The 26,742-nt window shown below is 72.3% G+C and carries 22 protein-coding genes; 14 read left to right on the top strand and 8 right to left on the bottom strand.

What is annotated here, in order from left to right; translation table 11 throughout:
• Window positions 1-264 precede the first annotated feature (264 nt).
• The gene (locus ACIQOE_RS34545) at window positions 265-1,386 is read left to right on the top strand and encodes an acyltransferase family protein (RefSeq protein WP_401415676.1); all 1,122 of its coding nucleotides are present in this window, start codon (window positions 265-267) and stop codon (window positions 1,384-1,386) included.
• A gap of 4 nt (window positions 1,387-1,390) precedes the next feature.
• On the opposite strand, the gene ACIQOE_RS34540 is transcribed toward ACIQOE_RS34545, so the two are convergent.
• Window positions 1,391-3,523 (bottom strand): discoidin domain-containing protein, encoded by a 2,133-nt coding sequence (locus ACIQOE_RS34540; protein WP_365576361.1) that lies wholly within the window; start codon window positions 3,521-3,523, stop codon window positions 1,391-1,393.
• Window positions 3,524-3,700: 177 nt separating this feature from the next.
• A complete protein-coding gene (locus tag ACIQOE_RS34535) occupies window positions 3,701-4,405 on the bottom strand; it encodes an SDR family oxidoreductase (RefSeq protein ID WP_365558602.1) in 705 nt (234 codons plus the stop codon).
• 285 nt (window positions 4,406-4,690) lie between these two features.
• On the opposite strand from ACIQOE_RS34535, the gene ACIQOE_RS34530 reads away from it, so the two are divergent.
• Entirely contained in the window at window positions 4,691-5,611 is a 921-nt protein-coding gene (locus ACIQOE_RS34530) for an SGNH/GDSL hydrolase family protein (protein WP_401415672.1), read from the top strand.
• A 78-nt stretch (window positions 5,612-5,689) separates the two neighbouring features.
• Window positions 5,690-6,181, top strand: a complete 492-nt coding sequence (locus ACIQOE_RS34525; RefSeq protein WP_351323786.1) for a peptidylprolyl isomerase — start codon at window positions 5,690-5,692, stop codon at window positions 6,179-6,181.
• Between the two features lie 45 nt (window positions 6,182-6,226).
• Here the strand turns inward: ACIQOE_RS34525 and ACIQOE_RS34520 are convergent, their stop codons facing one another.
• The 4 genes from ACIQOE_RS34520 to ACIQOE_RS34505 all read right to left on the bottom strand — a co-directional run bounded on the left by ACIQOE_RS34520 (window position 6,227) and on the right by ACIQOE_RS34505 (window position 11,786).
• On the bottom strand, window positions 6,227-7,240 hold the full coding sequence (locus tag ACIQOE_RS34520; RefSeq protein WP_365558607.1) for an MASE1 domain-containing protein: 1,014 nt from the start codon (window positions 7,238-7,240) through the stop codon (window positions 6,227-6,229).
• 73 nt (window positions 7,241-7,313) lie between these two features.
• A complete protein-coding gene (locus ACIQOE_RS34515) occupies window positions 7,314-8,138 on the bottom strand; it encodes a PP2C family protein-serine/threonine phosphatase (protein ID WP_401415669.1) in 825 nt (274 codons plus the stop codon).
• Between the two features lie 425 nt (window positions 8,139-8,563).
• Window positions 8,564-9,667 (bottom strand): GNAT family N-acetyltransferase, encoded by a 1,104-nt coding sequence (locus ACIQOE_RS34510; protein ID WP_401415666.1) that lies wholly within the window; start codon window positions 9,665-9,667, stop codon window positions 8,564-8,566.
• Window positions 9,668-9,974: 307 nt separating this feature from the next.
• Window positions 9,975-11,786, bottom strand: a complete 1,812-nt coding sequence (locus tag ACIQOE_RS34505) for an FAD-binding dehydrogenase (protein WP_401415663.1) — start codon at window positions 11,784-11,786, stop codon at window positions 9,975-9,977.
• Between the two features lie 289 nt (window positions 11,787-12,075).
• On the opposite strand from ACIQOE_RS34505, the gene ACIQOE_RS34500 reads away from it, so the two are divergent.
• From ACIQOE_RS34500 to ACIQOE_RS34480, 5 genes are all read left to right on the top strand, one after another.
• Window positions 12,076-12,813: a YqjF family protein gene (locus tag ACIQOE_RS34500; RefSeq protein WP_401415661.1), complete on the top strand. Its 738-nt coding sequence runs from the start codon at window positions 12,076-12,078 to the stop codon at window positions 12,811-12,813.
• A gap of 121 nt (window positions 12,814-12,934) precedes the next feature.
• The gene (locus tag ACIQOE_RS34495) at window positions 12,935-14,155 is read left to right on the top strand and encodes a carbohydrate-binding protein (protein ID WP_351323797.1); all 1,221 of its coding nucleotides are present in this window, start codon (window positions 12,935-12,937) and stop codon (window positions 14,153-14,155) included.
• 126 nt (window positions 14,156-14,281) lie between these two features.
• Window positions 14,282-15,058 carry a polysaccharide lyase family 7 protein gene (locus ACIQOE_RS34490; RefSeq protein WP_363019804.1) on the top strand — a complete coding sequence of 259 codons (777 nt, stop codon included), beginning with the start codon at window positions 14,282-14,284 and terminating at the stop codon, window positions 15,056-15,058.
• 161 nt (window positions 15,059-15,219) lie between these two features.
• Window positions 15,220-15,672, top strand: coding sequence for a hypothetical protein (locus ACIQOE_RS34485; RefSeq protein WP_351323800.1), 453 nt, complete (start codon window positions 15,220-15,222; stop codon window positions 15,670-15,672).
• Between the two features lie 155 nt (window positions 15,673-15,827).
• Window positions 15,828-16,802 carry a hypothetical protein gene (locus ACIQOE_RS34480; RefSeq protein ID WP_365576371.1) on the top strand — a complete coding sequence of 325 codons (975 nt, stop codon included), beginning with the start codon at window positions 15,828-15,830 and terminating at the stop codon, window positions 16,800-16,802.
• Window positions 16,803-16,898: 96 nt separating this feature from the next.
• Here the strand turns inward: ACIQOE_RS34480 and ACIQOE_RS34475 are convergent, their stop codons facing one another.
• Complete coding sequence (locus tag ACIQOE_RS34475) at window positions 16,899-20,273, bottom strand: pyruvate carboxylase (protein WP_401415657.1); 3,375 nt, start codon at window positions 20,271-20,273, stop codon at window positions 16,899-16,901.
• Window positions 20,274-20,464: 191 nt separating this feature from the next.
• Window positions 20,465-21,286: a hypothetical protein gene (locus ACIQOE_RS34470; RefSeq protein ID WP_399009235.1), complete on the bottom strand. Its 822-nt coding sequence runs from the start codon at window positions 21,284-21,286 to the stop codon at window positions 20,465-20,467.
• Window positions 21,287-21,517: 231 nt separating this feature from the next.
• Between ACIQOE_RS34470 and bla the strand changes: the two genes are divergently transcribed.
• The 6 genes from bla to ACIQOE_RS34440 all read left to right on the top strand — a co-directional run bounded on the left by bla (window position 21,518) and on the right by ACIQOE_RS34440 (window position 26,690).
• The gene (gene bla, locus ACIQOE_RS34465; RefSeq protein ID WP_401415654.1) at window positions 21,518-22,393 is read left to right on the top strand and encodes a class A beta-lactamase; all 876 of its coding nucleotides are present in this window, start codon (window positions 21,518-21,520) and stop codon (window positions 22,391-22,393) included.
• Between the two features lie 189 nt (window positions 22,394-22,582).
• The gene (locus ACIQOE_RS34460; protein WP_365558628.1) at window positions 22,583-24,130 is read left to right on the top strand and encodes an ATP-binding protein; all 1,548 of its coding nucleotides are present in this window, start codon (window positions 22,583-22,585) and stop codon (window positions 24,128-24,130) included.
• Complete coding sequence (locus tag ACIQOE_RS34455) at window positions 24,127-24,534, top strand: roadblock/LC7 domain-containing protein (protein WP_351323810.1); 408 nt, start codon at window positions 24,127-24,129, stop codon at window positions 24,532-24,534. The genes ACIQOE_RS34460 and ACIQOE_RS34455 overlap by 4 nt, the downstream gene beginning before the upstream one ends.
• The gene (locus ACIQOE_RS34450; protein WP_351323812.1) at window positions 24,531-24,878 is read left to right on the top strand and encodes a DUF742 domain-containing protein; all 348 of its coding nucleotides are present in this window, start codon (window positions 24,531-24,533) and stop codon (window positions 24,876-24,878) included. Before ACIQOE_RS34455 ends, ACIQOE_RS34450 begins: the two co-directional genes overlap by 4 nt.
• On the top strand, window positions 24,859-25,485 hold the full coding sequence (locus ACIQOE_RS34445) for a GTP-binding protein (protein ID WP_399009240.1): 627 nt from the start codon (window positions 24,859-24,861) through the stop codon (window positions 25,483-25,485). The genes ACIQOE_RS34450 and ACIQOE_RS34445 overlap by 20 nt, the downstream gene beginning before the upstream one ends.
• Window positions 25,482-26,690 (top strand): cytochrome P450, encoded by a 1,209-nt coding sequence (locus tag ACIQOE_RS34440; protein ID WP_362643317.1) that lies wholly within the window; start codon window positions 25,482-25,484, stop codon window positions 26,688-26,690. The genes ACIQOE_RS34445 and ACIQOE_RS34440 overlap by 4 nt, the downstream gene beginning before the upstream one ends.
• Window positions 26,691-26,742 lie beyond the last annotated feature (52 nt).

The following is a 26,742-nucleotide window of genomic DNA, read 5'->3' as shown; positions in this document are numbered from 1 at the left end:
GAAGGGCCGCATCACCCGTTCGTGCGCCGGTGTTTCGGTGCGCCGTCCGTGCCGGGCCCGCACGGGCCGGGGCGTGCGGGCGGGGGGTGCGGCGGCGCGCGGGGGCGTCGGCCGGTACCGGCCGTCCGGGTAGGGTCGCACGCGCCCATCCGGCCGCCCCGGCTCGGCGTTGGTGTGATGTTTCGTGCGAGGCCGGAATGAAAGGTGCGGAACGGGCAACGTCCGTTCCATGCTCCACGCGCGAACCCTCCGGCAGGTGACCCGATGACGACGGCGACCAAGGCCCCGCTGACCGCTCCGGCCGCCGCTCCGCCCTCCCGCACCCAGCCGTCCGCCCCCGCACCCTCGCTGCCGTCCCTCACCGGGCTCCGCTGGATGGCCGCGCTGCTGGTCTTCGGTCTGCACGTGCACAACTTCCGCTATTTCGGCGGCACCGGCGCCCGTTTCGTGTCGTGGGGGTTCGAGGCCGGCGCGTCCGGGGTGTCGTTCTTCTTCGTGCTGTCCGGGTTCGTACTGATGTGGTCGGCGCGGCCGGGCGACCGGCCGGGGCGGTTCTGGTGGCGGCGCGTCGCCCGCGTCTACCCGGTGCACCTGGTGACCGCGGCGATCGCCCTGCTGATGGCGCTCACCCTGCCCCGGCAGCCGCGGCCGACCCTGCCCCAGGGCCTGGCCGACGTCTTCCTGGTGCACTCCTGGTGGCGGCCGTGGTGGCAGACGCTGGACCCGGTCAGCTGGTCGCTGGCCTGCGAGGCGTTCTTCTACGCCGCCTTCCCGCTGCTGGCCCTGCTGCTGCGCCGGCTGGACGTGCGGGGCGCCCGGCTGCTGGCCGGCGTCTCCGTCCTCGCCGTGTTCGCGCTGGCCGGGACCGACGCCCACCACTGGTGGACCCAGCCGATCAGTTCCTTCCCGGCGGCCCGGCTGCCGGAGTTCGTGCTCGGCGCCGCCGCCGCGCGGCTGGTGCTGCTCGGCCGCTGGCGCGGCCCGGGTCTGGAGGCCTCGCTCGCGCTGGCGGTCGTCGGCTACTTCCTGGTCCCGCAGTTCACCGCCGAGTACGCGGCGACCGCGTGCACCATCACGGGTTTCGCGCTGCTCATCCCGGCGGCGGCCCTCGCGGACCTGCGCGGGCTGCCCTCGCTGTGGCGGCGCCGGTGGCTGGTGCGCCTGGGAGAGCTGTCGTTCGCGTTCTACATGGTCCATCTGCTGGTGCTGCGGACGGGTACCCACCTGCTCGGTACCCGCCCGCGTTTCGGCCCGCTCACCGGCTCGGCCGCCGCCGTCGTCGCGTTCGCCGTGTCGCTCGGCCTGTCCTGGCTCCTCTACGAGGGCGTGGAACGGCCGGCCCGACGGCTGCTGCTGCGGCGTCCGGCCCGGCGGACGGCGGCCTGACCGGCTACGGGAACTGCGTCACCTTGGAGGGGGTGGTGCTGGTCCCCGACGTCGGCGATCCCGTGTTGTTGACGACGTGGGCGTACTGGCCCATACCGCCGAGCGAGATCACCAGCAGGTCGTGCATCTTGATTCCGGAACCGGTCGGCACCTGGAAGCCGTTGGACTGCACGATCGACGGATCGGCCGTGTAGTTGCAGTAGCTGCCCAGGCCCCACGCCTCGTGGTTGGTCACGGTGTCGGCGACCTTGTAGGCCGCGTATCCGACGACGCCGTCATGGGTGATGGCGGCGGCGTTCGGGGCGTCGTAGGCCTTCTCGTTCTGGAAGAAGATGGTGCGGCCTCTCTCGCCCTGCCAGTAGACGTCGTACTTGTTGAAATGCTCGACGAACAGTCCGGTGGCGAGGACGTCGTTGCCGTTGACCCGGAGGCCGTAGTCGGCGCGGTTGGTGTTCCATCCGACCCCGGTGCCGTGGTCGGCGCGCCACAGCCAGGTGTGGTCGATGAGGACGTTGTTGCTGTTGACGACCACGGAGTTGGTCGCCAGGCCGGGTCCGGCACCGCCGACGCGGACGAACACGTCCTGCATGCTGGTCGGGTTGGCGGAGTGGTCGGCGGTGGAGCCCGGGTCGCCGATCCGCAGCAGGGTGTCGGAGTTGACCGAGCCCGCGTCGATCAGGAACCCGGCGAGCTTGACGCCGTCGACGTCGGCCACGTGCATGGCGTCGATGCCGTTGTCCGGGACCAGGGTGGCCAGGCCCAGGCCGAGCACGACGGTGTTGGCGCGGGTCACGTTGATGGTCTGGTTGAGGTGGTAGACGCCCGGGGTGAAGAGCAGGTTGAGGCCCTGGGCGAGAGCCTGGTTGATGGTGGCCGCGGTGGCGCCGGCCTTGACGACGTAGAACTGGTCCAGCGGGATGGAGCTGCCCGCGTTGGCCGGCCAGGACACGCCCCGGGCGTTGGTGCGCTTGGCCGGGACGAAGACCTTGTACGTGCTGCCGTCCAGGTACAGGAACGGCTTCTCGCGCGAGACGGGGGTGGTGTCCAGCGTGGTGTACGGGCCGGAGTCGAAGTTGGTCGCGGGCGCGCCCTGGACACCGGTGAAGGTCATGTTCCAGACGCCGTTGGTCCAGCCGCCGACCGAGCTGTCGCGGGTGTACCACTGCTGCTGGGAGTACGGACCGACGGTGCCGTCGATCTTCGAGTCGGCGATGTAGCCGCCGGAGGCCCAGCCGTAGCCGTTCGGCGCCAGGTTGAGACCGCCCTTGACGTGAACCCGGCGGAAGGGGGCCGCCTGAGCCACGGCCCACCGGTCCGTCCCGTTCGACGGCGTGATGGCGAGGTTCTCCGCCGAACGCCAGAAGTTCTGCGTGGCGTTGCCGTTGAACCAGCCGGCGTCGACCGTGACGTCACCGTTGATCTGCGTGTCGTCGGGGTTGAGACCGAGACCGGAGATCGAGGTGTAGAAACCGATCTGGGCGTTGATGCCGTTGTAGGTGCCCGGCTTCAGCAGGAACTGGTAGCGGCCGCTGCCGAACTGCGCCGACTCCTGCTGGGCGAAGACGGAGTCGAACTTCGCCTGGAGGTTGGGGGTCGACGGGTCGACGACGATCACGTTGGGGCCGAGGTCGCCGCCGCCCTGGACCGGCGGGGTGCCGGTGGTGGTGCCGAAGACCTGGAACTCCCAGAGCGAGTAGCCGTACTGGGTCGCACGGTGCACGCCCTGCATCCGGACGTAGCGGCCCTGTCCGGACACGGCGAGCGTGTCGTTGCCGCCGTCACCGCCGGTGACCGACTTGAGGTCGGTCCAGCTGCTGCCGTTGGCGGAGATCTGGACCTTGTAGTCCTTGCCGTAGGCGGCCTCCCAGTTGAGGACCACCTGGCTGACCGTGGCGCTGGCGCCGAGGTCGACCTGGAGCCACTGGTCGTCGGTGAAGGCGGACGACCAGCGGGTACCGGTGTTGCCGTCCACCGCGTTGGCCGCGACGGTTCCGCCGTTCTCCTCGGAGGAGGCGGTGGCCGTCTTCCCCTGGGACAGCAGGGTGTCTGCGGCCTGGGCCGCCGGGGCGTGCACGGTGGGTAGGGCGAGCAGCGCTGCCATGGCGGCGAGCGCGACGCCCAGCGATCTCAGTCTCATCAGCGGCTCCCTGAAGTGGGCACGGGACGCACTCAACCGGCACGCCCCACTGCTTAGTTCAGGTTTTGATTTAAGTGGTGAGGCAACTGGGCGACAACCCTTCGGCAGCGGTTTTTTCGACGGCCCTCCCGCCGCGGGGTCGCGGCGGGAGGCCGGCGGACGGGCCCGGAGCCCAGGTCACCGGGCGGCGAGCTGCTCGTACATGGCGGCCGGATCGCCGGACAGAGCGCCCTTGACCCAGCGGGTGAGGTCGTCGGCGAGCACCTCGTAGGCGTCCGACTCGACGCCGTCGAGGGCGGCCGAGGCGATGTCCCGCGGGCTCGTCTTGGGCCCGTCGACGTGGGCCGCCATGTCGGTGTCGACGTAGCCCATGTGCAGGCCGGTGACGCCGATGCCGCGCGGCTGGAGCGCCTGGCGGAGGCTGTTGGTCTGGGACCAGAAGGCCGCCTTGGAGGCGCTGTAGGCGCCGCCCTCGGCGAACCAGGACAGCACCGAGTGGACGTTCAGGATGTGACCGCCGCCGTTGCGCTCGATCAGCGGGACGAATGCGCGGCTGAGCAGCAGCGGTCCGTAGAAGTTGGTCTCGAACTCGGCGCGGATGTCGTCGAGCGAGGAGGTCAGGAAGCGGGTGCCGGAGGCGACGCCCGCGTTGTTCACCAGGATGGTGACGTCCTGGGCCTGCTCGGCCACGGCGGCCACCGAGTCGGGGTCGGTGACCTCCAGGGCCAGCGCCACCGCGTCGGGATGGGCGACCGAGCGCGGGTCGCGGGCGGTGGCGTAGACCTTGCCCGCGCCACGTGCGTACAACTCCTCCACCAGGGCCTTTCCGACACCTCGGCTGCCACCGGTGACGAGGACGACGGAGTCCTTGATCGCGGTCATGACACTCACACTCCAGACGGGACGGCGACGCTGAAAACCGATCGGTTTCCGGCGGTTCGGAGCCAGTGTAAACCGATCGGTTTCCGACTTCCAGCGCGGCCGCCCGCCACCGGCCGCCGGACCCGGCCGACGGCCTTGCGGGCAGGGCGGGTTACTCGCATCAGTTCCTTGCGTCCGACCCCTGGCTACGGACTCCTACCGGGCGGTATACAGACCCCCGACACACGCGTGCGGCCGCCCGTCGGGACCGGTTTCGCGCGCGTCCCGTTCCCAGGGGGGATCTGTATGGCGTACGGCACCGTGCGGGACGGTTCGGCGAAACGGAACCGGCGCAGGGCCACCGTGGCGGCGGCGCTGGGCGGCTGCGCCCTGGTCGCCGCGTCCACGACACCGGCCGCGGCGCACGGCGGCGGCGGTCACGGCGGCCACGACCGGGGCACCCGCTACGCGGCGCTCGGCGACTCCTACACCTCGGGTCCCGTCATCCCGACGCAGGTCGACGCCGACTGCGCCCGCTCCGATCACAACTACCCGTCGCTGGTGGCGGCGGCCCGGCACGTCAGCGCGTTCAAGGACGTGAGCTGCGGGGGCGCGACGACCGCGGAGATGTGGAAGGCGCAGGGCACCAACGGCCCTCAGCTCGACGCCGTACGGCGGGACACCGACCTGGTCACGGTCCAGATCGGCGGCAACGACATCGGGTTCGGCTCCATCATCGGCACCTGCGCGGCGCTCGGCGCCACGGATCTCGCGGGCAACCCCTGTCAGCGGTACTACAACGCCTCGGGCCACGACCAGCTGACGCTCAAGATCGCGCAGACCGCGCCCAAGGTCGACAAGGTCCTGCGGGCCGTGCACGCCCGGGCCCCGCACGCCCGGATCCTGGTCGTCGGCTACCCCGACCTGCTGCCCGACGACGGCAGCGGCTGCTATCCGACGGTGCCCTTCGCCACCAAGGACTTCCCCTACCTGCGGGACGTCGGCAAGCGGCTGAACCTCATGCTGCGCCTGGTCGCCGCGTGGAACGGCGCCGGGTACGTGGACACCTACGGCCCGACCGTCGGCCACGACATGTGCAAGGCCCCCGCCGACCGCTGGATCGAACCCCTCCAGCCGGCCTCACCGGCCGCTCCCGCCCATCCCAACGCCAAGGGCGAGGCGGCCATGGCCCGGGCCGTGCTGGCGCGGCTGGACCGGCGTCACTAGGGGCCTCCTGCCCCGACACCCCCGGTCCGGCGCCCCCATGGGAGGGGCCGGGGGGCGGTTCGCGATAGGTTGGCCTGCATGAGCGACAAGGTTTACTTCGACATCTCGATCAACAACGAGCCGGCCGGCCGGATCGTGTTCAACCTGTTCGACGACGTGGTCCCGGACACGGCCCGCAACTTCCGTGAGCTCGCCACCGGGCAGCACGGCTTCGGCTACGCCGGTTCCGGCTTCCACCGGGTCATCCCCCAGTTCATGCTCCAGGGCGGTGACTTCACCCGCGGTGACGGCACCGGCGGCAAGAGCATCTACGGCGAGAAGTTCAAGGACGAGAACTTCCAGCGCAAGCACGACCGCAAGTACCTGCTGAGCATGGCCAACGCGGGCCCGCACACCAACGGCTCGCAGTTCTTCGTCACCACCGTGCTGACCCCGTGGCTCGACGGCAAGCACGTGGTCTTCGGCGAGGTCGTCGAGGGTTCGGACATCGTCGACAAGATCGAGGGCTACGGCAGCCCGAGCGGCACCCCGAAGGCCGAGATCAAGATCACGGCGAGCGGCACGGTCTGACCGCGTCCCACCGGCACGGCGACGGTGACCGGGCGTCCCGCCCGGTCACCGTTCGTCCTCCGCACGGCGTGCCTGCCCGTCCTGGGGCGGTGCCCGGCCGGCCGGGTGGTCGTGGGCGCTGAGGTGTTCCAGGGCCTCGGCCAGTTCCTGGCAGGCCTCCTCGACGGAGAGCCGGGTGTTGCGCTGCTCGGTGATCACGGCCGACAGCAGCAGCGCGGTCAGCGCCAGCGACCCGTTGAACAGCTGGAGCTTCAGCATCACCTCGACATGGGACAGCCCGGTGAAGGCGCCGACGCCGTCCGTCGCCGCGATCGTGGCCATCACCGACGCGAACAGCGCGCACGGCGCGCTGCCCGCCAGCCGGAACCGCAGCGCGGCCCAGATCAGCAGCGGGTAGACGAGGAAGAGCGCGCTCAGAGCGCTGCCTGTGGCCACCGGCACCAGGACGGCCGCGCCGACGACGAGGGCCAGGGTCTCCTTCCAGCGGCTGAGCCGCGGCGGCCATCGGGCGCCGAGCAGCACCAGCAAAACCGGGGTGACGAGCAGGACGCCCATCGCGTCGCCGACCCACCACACCAGCCAGATGGGCCAGAAGTTCGCCGCGTCCAGTTTCCCGGCGCAGACCAGTGTGACCACGTCGACGGTGGCACTGACGAGCATCGCGGCGAGCGCCCCGAGGAACACCAGACACAGACCGTCCCTGAGCCGGCCGAGGTCGGTACGGAATCCGGCCCGGCGCAGCATCAGGTAGGCGCAGACAGGACCGGCCGAGCTGCCGACGAGGATGCCCACGACGTCGGGTCCGGGTGTGCCCAGCGACAGCACGAGGAAGAACGCGCCGAGCGCGATGCCCGGCCAGCAGTTCAGGCCGAGGACCAGCAGACAGGCCAGCGCGACCCCGGTCGACGGATAGACGGGGGTGAAGACGGCGCCCTCGACGGTGAGCCGGCGGAGCAGGCCCAGCCGCCCTGCCGCGTAGTAGCAGGTGGCGACCGCCAGCGCCTGGACGGCGTACCCGAGCGGCCGGCGCTGTTCCTGGATACCCACCACAGCAGCCATCAGACACCGGTCCGCCCAGGTCGGCGAGGCGAAAGCCGCCTTCGGCCGACGCAGGGGCCCGCCGTCCGGGGGGTCAGGGCGTGCCGTCGAGGCCGTCGTGGCCCATGACCAGGACCGCGGCGTCGTCCTCGTGCCCCACCTGTTCCGCGCCCTTGATCACGGCGGCCGCGAGCGAGTGCGCCTCCAGTCCTGCGACGGCGGCGATGCCGGCCAGCCGCGCCACCTGGTCGAGTCCTTCCTCGATGTTCATCGAGGGTCCCTCCACCACGCCGTCCGTGAGCAGCACGAACATGCCTCCGGTGGTGAGCCGGAACCGGGACACCGGGTACTCGGTACCGGGCTCGATGCCCAGCGGCGGCCCGCCCTCGTCCTCGCCGATCCCGGACTTCCCGTCCGCGGTGGCCCAGACGAAGGGGATGTGACCGGCCCGCGCGCTCTCCAGCACCCCGGTCTCCGGGTCCAGTCGCATGAACGTGCAGGTGGCGAAGAGATCGTTGCCGAGGGTGATCAGCAGGTCGTTGGTCCGGCTGAGCAGTTCGCCCGGTTCGCCGGTCACCGAGGCGAGCGCGCGCAGTCCCGCCCTGACCTGGCCCATGAAGGCGGCGGCCTCGATGTTGTGGCCCTGGACGTCGCCGATGGACAGGCCGATGCGGCCGTCGGGCAGCTTGAACGCGTCGTACCAGTCGCCGCCCACGTTCAGCCCGTAGGTGGCGGGCGCGTACCGGACGGCGAGGTGGAAGCGCGGGGTGTCGGGCAGGTCCCGGGGCAGCATGCCGCGCTGGAGGGCGATGGCCAGCTCGACCTGGGAGCGCTGGTACTCGGCCCGCTCACGCGCCTGGGCGGTGAGCGTCCTGAGTCTGGCCAGCAGCTCGTCGTCCGTTGAGAGCTTGCGGGGCATGGATCACTCCGGCGGAGGCGACGTCCTTTCCAGGGCGAACCGTGGTGTTTGCACCTTGACAGGATCATAGGCCGAATATCGGATGGACGACCGGCCACGACGACGAGGCCCGGACACCGGCCATGACGTCGAGGTCCGGACACCGGCCACGGCTGCCGGCCGCCGACCTCGCCCTGGCGGGCCCGATTCTCGCGGCCGGCCCGGCGGACGGGTCAGGGCGCCGGCCCGGCGGACGGGTCAGGACGAGGGACGCCGGGGCGGACGGGGCGACGGACGGGAGGGGGCGGCGTGGCCCCGCGGGCGGGACGGTCCAGGGAGCCGCAGGGGGTGGCACGGTCCCGGGGGCACGGCCCGGGGAGCCGGACGAGACGGCGGGCCGCCCGCGCCCCGGGGCGGGGTCGGGGGCCGGGGTCGCAGGCGCCGGCTCACTCCTCGCGGATGCCCTCCGGGCGGCGCGAGGCCCGCATCGTGCCGACCGTCCTGAGCAGCCGGTCGGCGGGCTCGCGCAGCCGGGGATGGGCGAGCACGGTGTTGCGCAGGCCGCGGACCGGGCGGCGCCACATCCGGTGCGCCGCGGCCACCGGGTGGGCGCGGGTGGCGAAGCCCTCCCCCACCCGCAGTTCGCGGGTCTTGAGCCAGTCCTTGTACTCCTTGTCGCCGCGCCCCAGGTCCACGAGGGTCACGCCGCCGCGGGCCGCGCCCTCCGCGGTGCGCAGATGCATCATCAACCCGGGTGAGTAGTAGTGCAGTTCCGGGTCGTAGGCGGTGAACCAGGCGGCCAGCACGGTGCTCGATCGCGGCCCGAAGTGGGCGGCGACCGGGCGGTCGCCCGCGTAGAGCACCGAGAGGACGCCGGTGAAGTGCTCCTCGCGGGTGTGGAAGAGATGGTCCACGAGGTCGACGATCCAGGGGCGCGCGAAACGGTCCATGCGTCCGGTGCGCCGGTACTGTGCGGACTTCCAGCGCATCAGGGTGCGCAGCACCGCCGGATCGCGTTCGTCGAACGCGAAGCGCAGCTCGCCGATGTCGCGGCCGAGGCGCCGTTCCTTCTTCAGCGTGGTCTTCGCCAGTCCCGGGTAGGTGGCCCGCAGCCAGTCAGGGTAGCCGCCGTCGCCGGGTTTGACGTCGATCACCGGCGAGGCGAAGGTGCCGGTGACGTGACCGGCGAACGGCCGCTGTTCGGCGACCAGATGGTCGAACTCGAAGATGGACAGCCCGCACGCGCTCAGCAACTCCTGGGCGTCCCAGGTGACTCCGGGCCGGTGGACCAGCGCCTGGCAGTCGGAGAGACCGAGCCCGACGGCCCGGCCGACGCCCAGGGCGTTGCGCTCGTACGGGAGGAAGCCGACGGGTTCACCGGCGTCACGCAGGACCGCCACCCGTACGCCCCCGCGGTACCGGCCGACGCCGGTCGCGAACTCCGGTGCCAGGAACGGGTTGGCGTACTCCGGCGACTCGTCCATCGCGTGATGCCAGGCCCGGCGGAGCGACTGGGTCAGCTCGCCGGGTCTGTGGACCGTGATCTGCACCTCAGATCGACCGCCCTTCGGCCGCCGAGGCGCCCCGCGCACGACTCCGGGACCGGATCCCGGACGGACCCCTGCTCTGACCTCTGGATCGCATGGGCGACCGCTCCCCCCATCACGCGGATTCCGCGTCCTGCCGTTGCCGCGAACAGCTCCTGTTCCCCGCCGGACGCCGGCCGTCCGGGACCGGCGACGGCGTCGCCGGTCCCGAGGTGCCGCTCAAACGTCGCGAAACAGTACGCACACTGTCAAGAGTGCCACTGTCACGGCGGGTTGGGGTGAGAGATCCGGACTTTCCCGGCCCTTCGCGTCAGGTCGCCGTCGCGGCGGCCGCCGCCCGGCCGGCCTGGCGGCCCGAGAAGAGACAGCCGCCGAGGAAGGTGCCCTCCAGCGAGCGGTAGCCGTGCACTCCGCCGCCGCCGAAGCCGGCGACCTCGCCGGCGGCGTACAGGCCGGGCACCGCGGTGCCGTCGCTGTTCAGGACGCGCCCGGACAGGTCGGTCTGGAGGCCGCCGAGGGTCTTGCGGGTGAGGATGTTGAGCCGGACGGCGATCAGCGGGCCGGCGGCGGAGTCGAGGATCCGGTGGATCGGCGCCGTACGGCTGAGGGAGTCGCCGATGTAGCTCAGGGCGTTGCGGATGCCCTGGACCTGGACGTCCTTGGAGTACGGGTTGTCGATCTCGCGGTCGCGGGCCTCGATCTGCCGTCTGAGGTCGGCGAGGTCGATGAGGTTGTCGCCGGTCAGCTTGTTCATGCCGGTGACGAGGGCGGCGAGGTTGTCGGCGACCACGAAGTCGGCGCCGTTGTTCTTGAACTTCTCGATGGGCTCGGGGGTCTGCCAGATCCGCGACAGCAGCTGCCAGACGTTCTTGTTGGTGAGGTCGGGGTTCTGCTCCGAGCCGGAGAGCGCGAACTCCTTGGCGATGATCTTCTGGGTGGTGACGAACCAGGAGTAGTCGTAGCCGGAGGCGGTGATCGAGCCCAGCGTGTGCAGGGTGTCGTAGCCGGGCACGTCGGGCGAGTTGAAGCGGCGGCCCTTCGCGTCGAACCACATGGAGGACGGGCCGGGCAGGATGCGGATGCCGTGATTGGGCCAGATCGGGGCGTAGTTGCGCAGGCCCTCGGTGTAGTGCCACATCCGGTCGGGGTTGACGATCCGGCCGCCCGCCCGCTCGGTGATGGCCAGCATCCGGCCGTCCACGTGCGCGGGGACCCCGGTGACCATGAACTTGGGCGCGGTGCCGAGCCGGGCCGGCCAGTTCTGCCGGACCAGGTCGTGGTTGGCGCCGATGCCGCCCGAGGTGACGACCACGACGGGCGCCCGCAGTTCGAAGTCGCCGACGACGGTACGGCTGCTCGGGGTGCCCCGGGCCGCGCTGCTGGGCTCAAGGACCGCGCCCCGCACGCCGGTCACGGCACCCGCGGTGGTCACCAGTTCGTCCACCCGGTGGCGGAACTTGAAGGTCACCTTGCCGGCGGCCACCGCCGCCCTGACCTTCTTCTCGAACGGCTCGACGACGGCCGGGCCGGTGCCCCAGGTGACGTGGAAGCGGGGCACCGAGTTGCCGTGCCCGTCGGCGAGGCCGCCGCCGCGCTCGGCCCAGCCGACGATCGGGAACCACTGCACGCCGAGACCGGACAGCCAGGAACGCTTCTCTCCGGAGGCGAAGTCCACATAGGACTGGGCCCACTTGTAGGCCCAGTAGTCCTGGCCCTTCGGGTCGGCGACGCCCCGGTCGAAGCCGGCCGCGCCGAGCCAGTCCTGCCAGGCGAGGTCGTGGGAGTCCTTGACGCCCATCAGCCGCTGTTCGTCGGAGTCGACGAAGAACAGGCCGCCGAAGGACCAGAACGCCTGGCCGCCGAGACTGGCCTCCGGTTCCTGGTCGAGGAGCAGCACCTTGCGTCCGGCGGCGGCGAGTTCGGCGGTGGCGACCAGGCCGGCGAGGCCGTGGCCGACGACGATGGCGTCCGCGTCCTGGGACTCGGCGGCGAACGCCCCGGCCTGGCCGAGGGTCAGGCCGGCGAGCGTGCCGCCGGCCACCGTCAGCACCTGACGGCGGGTGAAGCGGGACGGCCGGCCGATCCCGTCGACCGGTCCGGCGTCTGCTCTGGGATTCTCCATGGGTGGGGGTGCCTTCCGTACGGATGCGGGCGGTGCGGGAGACAGGTCTGAGACTGCCGCGACGGCAGGGTGTTACCGACGGTAGCCCACGGTCCGGGGTGCCGACCAGAGTTCTGCACACGGGGATTGTCAGATGTTCCGGGGCCAACACACCTGCGGCAAGCGAGAGTTGACCGACAGCGTCACCGCCTCGACGCCCGCCGCCCGGACCTGCCGTTCACGCGCGCCGAGCACCACGACACACCCCCCGATCGAACGGGGGTTCCCTGGGCGTGCTAGGACGCTGCCCATGGAACCCGAGCCGATCACCACCGTCACCCCACGGCCCGTACGGCGGCCCACCCAGGTGCAGGGCTGGCACGAACTCACCTTCCTGCACTGGCCGGTGGAGCCGGAGCGGGTCGCGGGGCTGCTGCCCGCCGGCACCCGGCCGGACACCCTGGACGGCGTCACCTACGTCGGCCTGGTGCCGTTCCTGATGAGGGGCGTGGGCCCCGGTCCCGGCCCCGGACTGCCGTATCTGGGGAGCTTCTGCGAGACGAACGTCCGGCTGTACTCGGTGGACGAACAGGGCCGCCGCGGCGTGGTGTTCAGGTCCCTGGACGCGTCCCGGCTGCTCCCCGCACTGACGGGCAGGTTCGGGTTCGGGGTGCCGTACCTGTGGTCCTCGATGCGGGTGCGCCGGGAGGGCGGGACGGTCACCTACACCTGCCGGCGGCGGGGCCGCGCGGCCACCGGCAGCCGGGCGGTCGTGCGGACCGGGCCGCCGATCGCCGAGCCGTCGCCGCTCGAACACTTCCTGACCGCACGCTGGGGGCTGCACGCCACCTGGCACGGGCGCACCATGTATCAGCCGAACGAGCACCCGGCCTGGCCGCTGCACCGGGCCGAACTCCTCGATCTGGACGACGGCCTGGTGGCGGCCGCGGGCCTGCCCGAGCCCGCCGGGCCACCGGTCAGCGTGCTCTGGTCGCCGGGCGTCAGGGTGCGCTTCGGGTGGCCGTCACTGCTCCGGCACGACAGGTAAAGACTTCGTATGGTCTAGTCCAAAGTGCACTTTGGTCCAGTCCAATCTATTGACGTGATCGCGACACCTCCGGAAGCTGGGGCACCACCCCCCACCTCCCCGGCTCCCCCTGGAGGCACCAGTGAGACCCCTTCGCGCATGTCTGGGCGCGGCGGCCGCCGTCACCCTCGCCGCCGCCGGCACGACCGCGCTCATGGCGAGCAACGCCTCGGGCGCGACCACCGCTCTGAGCAACCGCTGGTACGCGGCCGCGCCGTACCTCATGCCCCTGGACAACAATCCGCCGAACGCGGCCACGATCATGGACGCCACCGGCCTCAAGGCCTTCCAGCTGGCCTTCGTCCTCGCCCCCAACGGCGGCGGCTGCTCGCCCACCTGGGGCGGCACCGCGGCGGTCTCCTCGGACACGGCCGTCCAGTCGGTCATCAACACGATCCGGTCCAAGGGCGGCGACGTCTCCGTCTCGATCGGCGGCTACGGCGGCACCAAGCTGGGCCAGACCTGCGCAGACCCCGCCTCCACCGCGGCGGCCTACCAGCAGGTCATCACCAAGTACGGACTGCACGCCATCGACTTCGACCTGGAGGAGCCGGAGTACGAGAACACCGCGGCGATCAAGAACGAGATCGGCGCCGCGAAGATCCTCCAGCAGAACAACCCGGGCCTGTACGTCTCGGTGACCACGGCCGGCACGGCCGACGGCACCGGCTGGTTCGGCAAGCAGATGCTGCTGGAGGCGAAGTCCCAGGGCTTCACGCCGAACAACTTCTCCATCATGCCGTTCGACGGCGGCTTCAGCGGGGCGGCGGCGCAGACCAGCGCGCTGACCAACTTCAACTCGATCCTGCAGTCCACCTTCGGCTGGGACCAGGCGACCGCCTACGCGCACGAGGGCTTCTCCGGGATGAACGGGCGCAGCGACTCCGGGGAGTACTTCTCCCAGGCCGACTTCCAGACGGTGCTCGACTACGCCACGAACCACCACATGGACCGCTTCACGTTCTGGTCCCTGAACCGCGACCGCCAGTGCAGCCCGCCCGACAACAACGGCACCACGTCCGGGACCTGCTCCAGCGTGGCGCAGAACGACTGGGACTTCGCCAAGTACTCGGTGAAGTTCGCCGGGGTCACCCCGCCGACCGGCACGCCCACCCCCACTCCCACGCCCACCCCGACCCCGTCGTCCACCTCCTGCAAGACCGCGTGGAGTTCGGCGGCGGTGTACACGGCCGGCAACGAGGTCTCGTACAGCGGCCACAACTGGAAGGCCAAGTGGTGGACCCAGAACGAGGTGCCCGGCGCCTCGGAGTGGGGTCCCTGGCAGGACGAGGGAGCCTGCTGAACCTCTTGACGGGGTTGGTTCGGACCTTTAGCTTCACGGGTCATCGACGGTTATGGATGCGTCCGGAGTTCACGGACATGAACACCGGGATCCCCGGACGCGTCCCTCCCCGAAAGGACCCCCCACATGAACCTCTCCCGGCTGTCGGCGGCCCCCGCCGCCGCGGGCCTCGCCCTCGCCCTCGTCCTGCTCACCGGCGGCAGCGCGGGAGCCGCGGACCCGGGCAAGGCGCCCGGCGGCAACTTCGACCTGTCCGTCTGGCAGCTCCAGGAGCCGGTCGGCTCCCCCGGCTCGCCGACCACCATCTCCTCGTCCCGGCTGCAGGGCTCGAACGGCTACCAGGACGCGTACTTCTACACCGACACCCGCGACGGCGCGATGACCTTCTGGGCGCCCGAGAAGGGCGTCACCACCCCGAACTCCAACTACGCCCGCTCCGAACTGCGCGAGATGAACCGCGACGGCAGCGCGGCCAACTGGTCGCTGGGCGGCAGCCACCGGATGAACGCGACGCTGCGGGTGGTCTCGGTGACCAAGAACGTGTGCGTGGGCCAGATCCACCTCGGCACCGGCGGCTCCTCCACCAAGCCGCTCCTGGAGCTGTACTACCACTCCAACGGCGACATCGTCCTCGGCACCGAGAACTCCCCGTCCGGCGGCCAGACCACGCGCACCGTGGGCCATGTGTCGATCGGCAAGACCTGGACCTACACCATCGCCGTCTCCGGCGGGAACACCATCGACCTGACCGTCAACGGCTCGACGACCCACTACGGCATCCCGTCCTCGTTCAACCCGTACAAGCAGTACTTCAAGGCGGGCTCTTACAACCAGTCGTCCTCCGACAGCACCACCAACGGCGCCCGGGTCGCGTTCTACGGCCTGACCGTCCAGCACGGCTGACACCGGCCGTACCGACCGGGCGGGCGGCCCGCGGCGCCGGTCAGCGGCGTCCGGGCCGCCCGCCGCGGCGTTCCCGGGCCCGCACGGCGCGAGTGGTACATCCGGCGGGACGGTCGTAGCGTCGAAGGGAAGGACACACGGCGGAACTGGTGGGAGCGACCATGCGCAGACCAGTGGTGGGAACGGCGATCGGACTCGGAGCGGCCCTGCTGCTCACGGCGGGCATGACGACGGCCTCCGCGACTCCGCCGACACCGGCCTCCGCACGGACCGTCCAGCACCCCGTGCTGGTCGACTGCGTCTGGCACCAGCGGTTCCGGCCGACCGACTTCCTGCTGGCCTGCGGTGACGGCAACAGCGTGCTCACCGGCATGCGTTGGACCCAGTGGAACGACAGGACCGCGGTCGGGCACGGCGTGAACGCGGTCAACGACTGCAAGCCGAACTGCGCGGCCGGCACCTTCCGCAAGTACCCGGTGACGGTACGGCTCGACCGGCCCACGGCCTGGACGAAGCACCCGAACGTGGAGCAGTTCACGCGGCTGAGCCTGAACTACAGCGGGGCCAAGCCGGCGGGATACACGCAGGTCATGAACTATCCGCTGTGGAACTGAGCGGAGCCCGTCACCCGGCTGCGCGGCAAGCGGGGCCACGCCGTGCGCCGGGCGGGCGACGTCCCGGCCGGGGCTGACCCGGGCCGGGACCGACGGCACGTCATGTTGGTGTGACCGGTACGCCGGAGCCTCGCGCTCCCGTCGAAAGAGGTCACATGCCCCGATTCCTCCGTCCGGCCGCCGTCGCCCCGGCGGTCGCGCTCGGCCTGCTCGCGGCGGCTCCGGCCGCGGGCGACGAGCCGGTCCTCTCCCGCCCGCACGCGATCGCACACTTCGACCTGGCCGCCGGGCAGACGCCCGAGAACGTCGTCACCGAGCGGGCCGGCTCGGTCGACGTGACCTTCGCCTTCGCCCGGCAGGTCGCCAGGATCACCCGCGAACGGCGGGTGCGGGTGCTGGCCACCCTCCCCGCCGTGGACCACCCCCGCACCTCCCTGCTGGGCGGCGCCGTCACCCTCGGCCTGGCCCGCGCCCACGACGGCACGCTGTACGTCACCTACGCCACCGGCACCGACCGGACCGGCGTCTGGCGCATCCCGGCGGGCGGCGGCACCCCGCAGCGGATCGCCCAGCTGCCGCCGAACGGCCTGCCCAACGGGCTGACCCTGGACGAACGGCACCGGGTGCTCTACGCCGCCGACTCGACGCTGGGCACGGTCTGGCGGATCCCGCAGGCCGGCGGCACGGCGACGGCCTGGTCCACGGACGCCGCCCTGCGCGCGCTCCCGGCGCCGGCCGGCGGCTTCGGCGCCAACGGCGTCAAGGTGCACAAGGACGCGGTCTGGGTCACCAACAGCGACCGCGGGACGCTGCTGCGCATCCCGGTCCGCGCCGACGGTTCGGCGGGGGCGGCCGAGACCCGGGCCACCGGCCTGACCGGCGTCGACGACTTCGTCTTCCCCGGGCACTCCGACGTCGTGCTCGCCGCGCTGAACGCGTCCAACGAGGTCGTCATGGTCCGCCCGGACGGCACCCGCACCACGGTGCTCACCGTGCACGACGGGCTGTCCAACCCGACCTCGCTGGCCGTCTCCGGCCGTGACGTGTTCGTGGCGGGCAGCGCCTACTCCACCCAGCGCGACCCGAACCTGCTCAAGGCGCGTCTGGGCGCCCACTTCGCCCGCTCGTAGCCGAGAGCCCTTTCCCGGCCGGGGAAGGGAACCGCGGCCGGGAACGGGGAGGCCCGGCCGAGGCCGGTCCTCCCCCGCCCTCGCGCGGGTCCGGTCTCAGGCGATCTCGACCAGCAGGTCGCCGCCCTCCACCTGCTGGATGCGGTTGATGGCGAGCCGGGAGATCCGGCCGGCCTTCGGGGCGGTGATGGTGGCCTCCATCTTCATCGCCTCGATCGTGGCCACCGTGGCGCCCGCCGCGACCTCCGCGCCCTCCTCGACGGCGAGGGTGACGACTCCGGCGAACGGGGCCGCGACATGGCCCTGGTTGGCGCGGTCGGCCTTCTCGGTGGCCGGGATGTCCGAGGCGGCGGCCCGGTCGCGGATCTGGATGGGCCGCAGCTGGCCGTTGAGGCTCGACATCACCGTGCGCATGCCGCGTTCGTCGGCCTCGCCGACGGCCTGCAGCTCGATCAGCAGCCGGACGCCGGGCTCCAGGTCGACGGCGTACTCCTTGCCCGGGCGCAGACCGTAGAAGAAGTCCTTGCTGTCCAGGACGCTGGTGTCGCCGAAGGTCTGGCGGTGCGTCTCGAACTCCCGGGTGGGGGCCGGGAACAGCAGCCGGTTCAGGGTCGCGCGCGGGTCCTTGGCGAGGCCCTCGCGGTCCTCGGCGGCCAGTTCGGGGACCGGCTTGGCGGCGCCGCGGCCCTGGAGCGCCTTGGTGCGGAACGGCTCGGGCCAGCCGCCGGGCGGGGTGCCCAGCTCGCCGCGCAGGAAGCCGATCACCGAGTCGGGGATGTCGAAGGTGTCCGGGTTCGCCTCGAAGTCCTCAGGGTTCACACCGGCGCCGACCAGGTGCAGGGCGAGGTCGCCGACCACCTTCGAGGACGGGGTGACCTTGACCAGCCGGCCCAGGATCCGGTCGGCCGCCTCGTACATCGCCTCGATGTCCTCGAAGCGGTCGCCGAGCCCGAGGGCGACGGCCTGGGTGCGCAGGTTGGAGAGCTGGCCGCCGGGGATCTCGTGGTGGTAGACGCGGCCGGTCGGGGAGGCGAGGCCCGCCTCGAAGGGCGCGTAGACCTTGCGGACGCTCTCCCAGTACGGCTCCAGGTCCTCGACCGCCCGCAGGTCGAGCCCCGTGGGACGCTCCGAGTAGTCGGTCGCGGCCACGATCGCCGACAGGGAGGGCTGCGAGGTCGTACCGGCCATGGAGGCCACCGCGCCGTCCACCGCGTCCGCGCCCGCCTGGATCGCCGCCAGGTAGGTGGCCAGCTGACCGCCCGCCGTGTCGTGGGTGTGCAGGTGGACGGGCAGGTCGAACTCGCTGCGCAGCGCCGAGACGAGCTTCGCCGCGGCGGGCGCGCGCAGCAGGCCGGCCATGTCCTTGACGGCCAGGACGTGCGCGCCCGCCTCGACGATCTGCTCGGCGAGCCGCAGGTAGTAGTCGAGGGTGTAGAGCCGCTCGTCCGGGTCGGACAGGTCCGCGGTGTAGCAGAGCGCGACCTCGGCGACGGCGGTGCCCGTCTCGCGTACGGCCTGGATGGCGGGGCGCATCTGGCCGACGTCGTTGAGGGCGTCGAAGATGCGGAAGATGTCGATGCCGGTGGCGGCGGCCTCCTGCACGAAGGCGTCGGTCACCTCGGTCGGGTACGGGGTGTATCCCACCGTGTTGCGGCCGCGCAGCAGCATCTGGAGGCAGATGTTGGGGACGGCCTCGCGCAGCGCCGCCAGCCGCTCCCAGGGGTCCTCGGCGAGGAAGCGCAGCGCCACGTCGTAGGTGGCGCCGCCCCAGCACTCCAGGGAGAGGAGGCCGGGCAGGGTGCGGGCGACGACCGGGGCGACGGCGAGGAGGTCCCTGGTGCGCACCCGGGTGGCGAGCAGGGACTGGTGGGCGTCACGGAAGGTGGTGTCGGTGACGCCGATGGTCGGCGACTCGCGCAGGGCCCGCGCGAACCCCTCCGGGCCGAGTTCGACGAGCCGCTGCCGGGATCCCGCGGGCGGCTCGCCGGCCGGCAGCGCGGGCAGCTTGGAGGTCGACTCGACCAGGTGCGGGCGCTCGCCGTGCGGCTTGTTGACGGTGACGTCGGCCAGGTAGGTGAGCAGCTTGGTGCCGCGGTCGGCGGAGGTGCGGGCGGTGAGCAGGTGCGGGCGCTGCTCGATGAACGAGGTGGTGATCCGGCCCGCCTGGAAGTCCGGGTCGTCGAGGACGGCCTGGAGGAAGGGGATGTTGGTGGCGACGCCGCGGATGCGGAACTCGGCGACGGCACGCCGGGCGCGGCCGATGGCGGCCTTGAAGTCCCGGCCCCGGCAGGTGAGCTTGACCAGCATCGAGTCGAAGTGCGCGCTGATCTCCGTGCCGGCGTGGGTGGTTCCGCCGTCGAGCCGGATGCCGGAGCCGCCCGGCGAGCGGTAGGCGCTGATGCGGCCGGTGTCGGGACGGAAGCCGTTGGCGGGGTCCTCGGTGGTGATGCGGCACTGCAGGGCGGCGCCGTGCAGCCGGACCGTCTCCTGGGAGAGCCCGAGGTCGGCCAGGGTCTCGCCGGACGCGATGCGCATCTGGGCCTGGACCAGGTCGACGTCGGTGACCTCCTCGGTGACCGTGTGCTCGACCTGGATGCGGGGGTTCATCTCGATGAAGACGTGGTTGCCCTCGCGGTCGAGGAGGAACTCGACGGTGCCGGCGTTGCGGTAGCCGATCTCGCGAGCGAAGCGGACCGCGTCGGCGCAGATGCGGTCGCGCAGGCCGGGGTCGAGGTTGGGCGCGGGGGCCAGCTCGATGACCTTCTGGTGGCGGCGCTGGAGCGAACAGTCGCGTTCGAAGAGGTGGATGACGTTGCCCTCGCCGTCGGCGAGGATCTGCACCTCGATGTGGCGCGGGTCGACGACGGCCTTCTCCAGGAAGACGGTGGGGTCGCCGAACGCGGAGGCCGCCTCGCGGGAGGCCTGTTCGATCGACTCGCGCAGCGCGGCCGGCTCCTCGACCCGGCGCATGCCCCGGCCGCCGCCGCCGGCGACGGCCTTCACGAACACCGGGAAGCCGATCTCGTCGGCGGCGCGGACCAGTTCGTCGATGTCGTTGGAGGGCTGCGAGGAGCCGAGCACCGGTACGCCCGCGGCGCGGGCGGCGGCGACCGCGCGGGCCTTGTTGCCGGTCAGCTCCAGCGTCTGGGCGCTCGGCCCGACGAAGGTGATGCCCGCTTCCTCGCAGGCGCGGGCGAGTTCCGGGTTCTCGGAGAGGAAGCCGTACCCCGGGTAGACGGCGTCGGCGCCGGCCCGGCGGGCGGCGGCGATGATCTCCTCGACGGAGAGGTAGGCCCGTACCGGGTGCCCCGCCTCTCCGATCTCGTAGGCCTCGTCGGCCTTGAGCCTGTGCAGTGAGTTGCGGTCCTCGTAGGGGAAGACGGCGACCGTGCGCGCGCCCAGTTCGTAGCCCGCGCGGAAAGCGCGGATGGCGATCTCTCCACGGTTGGCGACCAGCACCTTGCGGAACATCCCTGGATCCCTTCAGCCTGCCGGCGACGAACACCATGGTGTCAGCCGCGCCCGTCCGTAGCCCGCGCAACATTAGGGGCAACCCGGACCGGCTGAAGTGCGAAAACCATCACATTGACGTCGTTGGGCAGTTCGGCGGTCCTGCCGCGTGAGATATGGGGTTTCGGGGAATGCGGAGGGGTTGGGGAGCGTCAGGGAAGCAGTCTGAGCGACGGGACGGGATGGTGCTGCGGGTCGGGCCGTGGTGCGGGCGGGCCCGACCCGGGCGGGGACGGCGGGGTGCCGAGGCCCTGGGCGGGGAGGTCGGCGCGGCGGACGGGGATCGGCGGCCGGCGGCCGCGCAGCAGGCCGAGGACGAGCGCGGTGACCACCGCGATCAGGTGCTCGCGGCCGGCGAGGTTCGGTACGGCCAGGGACTCCCACACCATCGAGCCGCCGGTCAGCGCGAAGACGACGGGCGCCCGGCGGACCACGGCCAGATAGGTGAACAGCCCCACCACCGCGGCGGACGGCCCCGTGTCGAGGATCCGGCCTGCCTCCGGAGGCAGGCCGAGGCCCCACCGGCCGGGGCCGAGCGCGACCATCACGCGGGCCGCCAGGGTGCCGGCCAGGGTGGTGAGGTAGGCGACGGCGAGGGTCCGGGCGCGGCCGAGGACGAGTTCGGCGAGGGCGAAGGCGAGGAAGAGCTGGGTGATGCCGGCCCAGACCGGGAGGTCGAGCGCGGGCACGTAGAGCGAGACCGGGGTGCGCAGCAGGGCCAGCCACAGCGGGAGGTCGGCGGTGACTCCGCCGAGGTGCCACACCAGCCGCCGGCCGCCGGGGTGCTGGGCGACGCCGTGGAAGAGGATGACGCCGAACGCGGCCACGAACGCCAGCACGATCCCGGACAGGCCGCGCCGTACGAGCTGCCGCAGCGGATCGGTCACGATGCCGTGCCATTCGCGGCGCAGGGTGCGCCCCACGAACCGGACGGCACGCGCGGCCGGCGTCCACCGGTTTCCGTTCCCCGTCATGAAAGGCATCGTCCCCTCGACACCAGCCCCGGGCCGCCGGTCGTGCGCCCCACGACAGACTCTCCGCTCCCGGCCGTTCCACGCGTCATCGTAGAGACGTTCGGATCATTCGCGACGATCCAGGAGCTACCGGCGGCCGAATGTCGCCGTCGGGTATGTCACCCGTCCACGACGCAACCCGCGAGGACGCGATCACGTCCCTCTCGGGGAAACCTCGGCAAAGGAGTGGTAATGCAGCAGCTGTCGCGCCGCGTCGTGCTCACCGCGGCCCTGGGAACCGCCCTGCCCGCCCGTACGGCTCCGGACACCGCGGGCGTCTTCCGTGCGCTGGAGCGCGAACACGGCGCCCGCCTCGGGGTGTTCGCGTGGGACACCGGCTCGGGAGCCAGGGTCCGCTACCGCGGCGGCGAACTCTTCCCGATGTGCTCGACGTTCAAGACGCTCGCGGCCGCCGCGGTGCTGCGGGACCTGGACGAGTCCGCGCTCCGCGAGGTCGTCCACTACGACCAGAGCGACATCGACCGGGCGGGCGGCGCGCCCGTCACGGGCAGGCCGGAGAACCTCGCCGCCGGGATGACGGTGGATCAGCTGTGCGAGGCGGCCATCACGTACAGCGACAACACCGCGGGGAACCTGGTGCTGGAGCGGCTGGGCGGACCGGGCGCGGTGACGCGGCTGTGCCGTTCGATCGGTGACCCGGTGACCCGGCTCGACCGGTGGGAGCCGGAGCTGAATTCGGCCGAGCCGGGACGGGTCACGGACACCACCTCTCCCGAGGCGATCGGCACCACCTACGCGAAGCTCGCCGTCGGGCACGCCCTGGACCGCGCGGACCGGCGGCGGCTCACCGGCTGGCTGCTGGCCAACACCACCGGCGGGGAGCGGATCCGCGCGGGGCTCCCGGCCGGGTGGGCCGTCGGCGACAAGAGCGGTACGGGCGAGTACGGCACCGCCAACGACGTCGCGATCGCCTGGCCCCCGGGCCACCCCCCGGTCGTCGTCGCCGTCCTGTCCACGCGCCCCGACCCGGCCGCCCAGGCCGACTCGGCCCTGGTGAAGGAGGCGACCGCGGTGGTCGCCGACGTCTTCAGCCGGGGTGCCGCGTAGGGACGTTCACCGTGGGTGATCGGCAACGTGGCCCGGCGGGCGGCGGTTTCACCGAAGGGAGGCGGAACTGTTCAGTTTTGATCACGAACTCTCGTATAGTGACGCCCAGTTCACCACCGAGCGTCACTCTCCCTTCACCGGCTCCACCGGAATCACATCCCTACCCGCTCCGAGGACCAGACCGGACCGATGACCGCGACCACGCATCCCGGCGACCGACCTGCCTTCCGCACGCTCGCTGCGACCCTCGCGCCGACCGCGGCGGTGTCGGCCCTCGTGGTCGTCGCCGCGGTGCTCGCCGCGCCCGCCTCGGTCCGCACCCCGCTCGCCCTGGGAGGCGGGGCGGCCGCACTGGTGCTGTGCGCCGCGGTGACCTGGGCCGTCCACGCGGCACGGGCCGCCCGGCGCGCCCGGCGCCGGCTGGAGGCGGTGAGCCAGGACGTCGGACGGCTGCTCCAGCAGCAGGCCCGTACGACCGAGGAGGCGCGCCAGGAGCAGCAGCGGCTGATCGACGAACTGGCCGAGCAGCGCAGTGAGTTCGCCGACGCGATCGCACAGGAGCGGACGCGGTTCCAGGAGGCCGGCAGCCAGGAGCTGGACCGGTACCGGCAGGAGAACGGCCGCCTCGCCGCCGCCCTGGAGCAGGCCTCACGGGAGCGGGCCGCGGCGATCGCCGCGGCGGGCAACGCGGCCGGCCGGATGCAGGCCCTGGCCACCGCCACCCTCGCCGACCTGCGGGCCATGGAGGAGCGGCACAGCGACGAGGAGGTCCTCGCCGACCTGCTGCACCTGGACCACCGCACCGCCCAGGCGGGCCGGATCGCCGACTCCATCGCCGTCCTGACCGGGGCGCGCTCCGGCCGCCGCTGGGCCCGGCCGATCAGCATGGAGTCCATCCTGCGCGGTGCGATGGGACGCATCAGCGGGTACCGGCGGGTGCGGGTGCACTCGGTGAGCGACACGGCCGTCACCGGTCACGCGGCCGAGGGCGTCATGCACGCGCTGGCCGAACTCCTCGACAACGCGGCCAACTTCTCGCCGCCGACCGCCGAGGTCCACGTCTACGTGGAGGAGGTGCCGGCCGGGGTCCTCGTGTCCGTGGAGGACAGCGGCCTGGTGATGGGCGACGTGCAGCTGCGCCGGGCCGAGCGGGCGGTCACCGGTGACACCTCCGAACTGGGCGGTCTCACCGGGACCCGGCTCGGGCTCGCGGTGGTCGGCAGGCTGGCCGGCAAGCACGGCCTGAAGGTGTCGTTCCGGCCGTCGGCGCGCGGCGGCACCGGCGTGCTGATGCTGGTGCCGCAGGACCTGCTGACCCGGCCCGCCGCCGAACCCGCACCGGCCGCGCAGCCGGAGCCGGCCGCACCGGCTCCCACCCCGCACGAGAGGGCACCCGTCCACGAGTCCCCGCGGCCCGCCGAGGACGAGGACGGCTCCGGCGGCCTGCCCAGGAGGCGCCGCGGCCGCACCCTCGCCGAGGCCGAACGCCGGGCGGCCCCGCAGCCGGCGGACCCGCGTCCGGTACCCGGCACGCAGGACGCCCAGGTCCGCGCCGCCCGCTTCAACAGCTTCCGGCAGGCCGTCCGCCCGGCCCCGGCCGACGCCGCCGACGCTCCCGGCACACCCCCGTCCGCCCCCGCACCGGAGCCCGACGGACTCCCCGCGGCCCGCCCGGAACCCGGCTCCGAGCCCACCTCCCACTCGCACGCGCACCCGGAAGGCGACACCACTTCATGACCGGCAGGACCACCGCCGACTCCCAGCTCACCTGGCTCATCGAGGGTCTTCTGGAGCGCACCCCCGGCGCGCGCCACGCCCTGGTGCTCTCCCGCGACGGGCTGAAGCTCTGCCGCACCCCGGAGCTCTCCGTGGACCAGGCCGACCAGCTCGCGGCCATCGCCGCCGGCATCCAGTCGCTGTCGCACGGGGCGTCCGTCGAGTTCGGCGACGGCAGCGGCGGCGTGCGGTCGGCGATGACCGAGTTCTACGGCGGCGTGCTGTTCATCGTGGAGGCCGGCGAGGGCGCCCACCTGGCGGTGGTGACCGGCGAGGACGCGGATCCGGGGCTGGTCGGGCACAACATGAGCGAACTGGTCGAGCAACTCGGCGAGCATCTCACCGCGCAGCCCCGCACCGCATGAGCCGGCCCGGCAGGGACGACGCACCCGACCGTCTGTACACCCTCACCGGCGGTCGCAGCGGAGCCGGGCCGGACAGTCCCTTCGACCTGGTCACCCTCGTCGTCGCCGAGTCGGAGCCGGCCGCGGGCATGCAGTCGGAGCACGCGGCGATCCTGCGCCTCGCGGAGTTCCCGACCTCGGTGGCCGAGATCGCCGCGGAGCTGCGGCTGCCGGTGAGCATCACCAAGATCCTGCTGTGCGACCTGCAGGCGGCCGGCCGGGTCAGCGCCCGGCACCCTTACCGGCCCGCCATCACCGACCCCGACATCCTGGAGCAGGTGCTCGTTGGACTCCGCAACCTCTGACGCGCGCACCCCGCTGGGTGCCTCCGCCGCCAACGGATTCAAGATCGTGGTCGTGGGCGGCTTCGGCGTCGGCAAGACCACCCTGGTCCGCTCCGTCAGCGAGATCCGTCCCCTCAACACCGAGGAGACGATGACCCAGGCGGGCGCGGACGTCGACGACATCCGGGAGGTGCGCGGCAAGTCCGCCACCACCGTGGCCTTCGACTTCGGGCGCATCACGCTGGACGCGCGCAACGTGCTGTACCTGTTCGGGGCTCCGGGCCAGGAACGGTTCTGGTTCCTGTGGGACCGGCTGTTCTCCGGCACCCTGGGCGCGGTGGTGCTCGTCGACACCCGCCGGATCGACGACTCCTGGTACGCCATCGACCGGCTGGAGCGGCACGGCACGCCGTTCATCGTGGCCTGCAACGACTTCGGCGGACCCGTGCACACGCCCGCGGACGTCCGGCACGCGCTCGACCTGGACCCGCACATCCCGCTGGTCGACTGCGACGCCCGCGCACGCGAGTCGGGCAAACAGGTGCTGATCCAGCTGGTCCAGCACGTCAAGAACCGCTACGCCGGCCCCTCGGCACCGGCGGCCCTGCCCCGACAGGAGTTCGTGTGACCCCCGAAGCCGTACCGCTCGGCGGCCCCCGGTTCCAGGCCGAACCCGCGCGTCTGTACCGGGAGATGCGGCGCGAGCACGGCGCCGTGACCCCGGTCGTGCTGGACGGCGGCGTGCCGGCCTGGCTGGTGCTCGGCTACCGCGAGCTGCACCAGGTGACCGGCGACCCGGTGCTGTTCAGCCGGGACTCGGACCTGTGGAACCAGTGGGACACGATCCCGGACGACTGGCCGCTGCTGCCGATGATCGGCCGCAAGCAGCCGTCGATCCTCTACACGGTCGGCGAGCGGCACCGGCAGCGGGCCGGGATGATCAGCGACGCGCTGGAGGCCGTCGACCCGTTCCAACTGCGCGGCCACGCCGAGCGGTTCGCGGACGAGCTGATCGACGGGCTGTGCGCGAGCGGCGAGGCGGACCTGGTCGGCCAGTACGCGATGCTGCTGCCGGTGCGGGTGCTCGCGCGGCTCTACGGCTTCTCCGACGAGGAGGGCCCCGGCCTGGTCACCGCGCTCAACGACATGATCGACGGGCGTGAGCGGGCGATCGCCGGGCAGACCCATCTGGCAGCGTCCATGGCCCAGTTGCTGGCCGACCGCACGGCGGACCCGGCCGACGACGTGGTGTCCCGGATGCTCCAGGACAAGAGCGGGTTCAGCGAGGAGGAGATCGCCCAGGACCTGATGGTCATGATGGCGGCCGGGCACCAGCCGACCGCCGACTGGATCGGCAACTCGCTGCGCCTGATGCTCACCGACGACCGGTTCGCGGCCTCCCTGTTCGGCGGCCGCAACAGCGTCGCCGAGGCCATGAACGAGGTGCTGTGGGAGGACGCCCCCACCCAGAATGTCGCCGGCCGCTGGGCCGCCCGGGACACCCGGCTGGGCGGCCGCCGGATCCGCGCGGGCGACCTGCTGCTGCTCGGCCTCCAGGGCGCCAACTCCGATCCGCAGGTGCGCACCGACGCCTCGGCGCTGACCGGCGGCAACAGCGCGCACTTCTCCTTCGGGCACGGCGAGCACCGCTGCCCGTTCCCGGCGCAGGAGGTCGCCGAGGTGATCGCGAGGACCGGCATCGAGGTCGTCCTGGACCGGCTGCCGGACATCGACCTGGCGGTGCCCGCCGGCTCCCTCGCCCGCCGCCCCTCGCCCTGGCTGCGGGGGCTGACCGAGCTTCCCGTCCGGTTCACGCCCGTACCCGCCCTGTAGTCCGACACCGACGGCCGGGGGCGGCACCGAACGCGGTGCGGCGCCCCGGCCC

The organism is Streptomyces sp. NPDC091282, from assembly GCF_044757385.1.
Taxonomy (GTDB): Bacteria; Actinomycetota; Actinomycetes; order Streptomycetales; family Streptomycetaceae; genus Streptomyces; species Streptomyces gramineus.
Note: the sequence above shows the minus strand (reverse complement) of the source record. Positions and strands in the feature narration are given on the sequence as shown.

Bases quoted from the DNA above. Each gene is read 5' to 3' on its own strand.
- ACIQOE_RS34475 (WP_401415657.1), bottom strand. From the start codon at position 20,273: ATGTTCCGCAAGGTGCTGGTCGCCAACCGTGGAGAGATCGCCATCCGC.
- ACIQOE_RS34500 (WP_401415661.1), top strand. From the start codon at position 12,076: ATGGAACCCGAGCCGATCACCACCGTCACCCCACGGCCCGTACGGCGG.
- ACIQOE_RS34460 (WP_365558628.1), top strand. From the start codon at position 22,583: ATGACCGCGACCACGCATCCCGGCGACCGACCTGCCTTCCGCACGCTC.
- ACIQOE_RS34535 (WP_365558602.1), bottom strand. From the start codon at position 4,405: ATGACCGCGATCAAGGACTCCGTCGTCCTCGTCACCGGTGGCAGCCGA.
- ACIQOE_RS34490 (WP_363019804.1), top strand. From the start codon at position 14,282: ATGAACCTCTCCCGGCTGTCGGCGGCCCCCGCCGCCGCGGGCCTCGCC.
- ACIQOE_RS34505 (WP_401415663.1), bottom strand. From the start codon at position 11,786: ATGGAGAATCCCAGAGCAGACGCCGGACCGGTCGACGGGATCGGCCGG.
- ACIQOE_RS34480 (WP_365576371.1), top strand. From the start codon at position 15,828: ATGCCCCGATTCCTCCGTCCGGCCGCCGTCGCCCCGGCGGTCGCGCTC.
- bla (WP_401415654.1), top strand. From the start codon at position 21,518: ATGCAGCAGCTGTCGCGCCGCGTCGTGCTCACCGCGGCCCTGGGAACC.
- ACIQOE_RS34525 (WP_351323786.1), top strand. From the start codon at position 5,690: ATGAGCGACAAGGTTTACTTCGACATCTCGATCAACAACGAGCCGGCC.
- ACIQOE_RS34450 (WP_351323812.1), top strand. From the start codon at position 24,531: ATGAGCCGGCCCGGCAGGGACGACGCACCCGACCGTCTGTACACCCTC.
- ACIQOE_RS34540 (WP_365576361.1), bottom strand. From the start codon at position 3,523: ATGAGACTGAGATCGCTGGGCGTCGCGCTCGCCGCCATGGCAGCGCTG.
- ACIQOE_RS34530 (WP_401415672.1), top strand. From the start codon at position 4,691: ATGGCGTACGGCACCGTGCGGGACGGTTCGGCGAAACGGAACCGGCGC.
- ACIQOE_RS34485 (WP_351323800.1), top strand. From the start codon at position 15,220: ATGCGCAGACCAGTGGTGGGAACGGCGATCGGACTCGGAGCGGCCCTG.
- ACIQOE_RS34520 (WP_365558607.1), bottom strand. From the start codon at position 7,240: ATGGCTGCTGTGGTGGGTATCCAGGAACAGCGCCGGCCGCTCGGGTAC.
- ACIQOE_RS34455 (WP_351323810.1), top strand. From the start codon at position 24,127: ATGACCGGCAGGACCACCGCCGACTCCCAGCTCACCTGGCTCATCGAG.
- ACIQOE_RS34470 (WP_399009235.1), bottom strand. From the start codon at position 21,286: ATGACGGGGAACGGAAACCGGTGGACGCCGGCCGCGCGTGCCGTCCGG.
- ACIQOE_RS34545 (WP_401415676.1), top strand. From the start codon at position 265: ATGACGACGGCGACCAAGGCCCCGCTGACCGCTCCGGCCGCCGCTCCG.
- ACIQOE_RS34515 (WP_401415669.1), bottom strand. From the start codon at position 8,138: ATGCCCCGCAAGCTCTCAACGGACGACGAGCTGCTGGCCAGACTCAGG.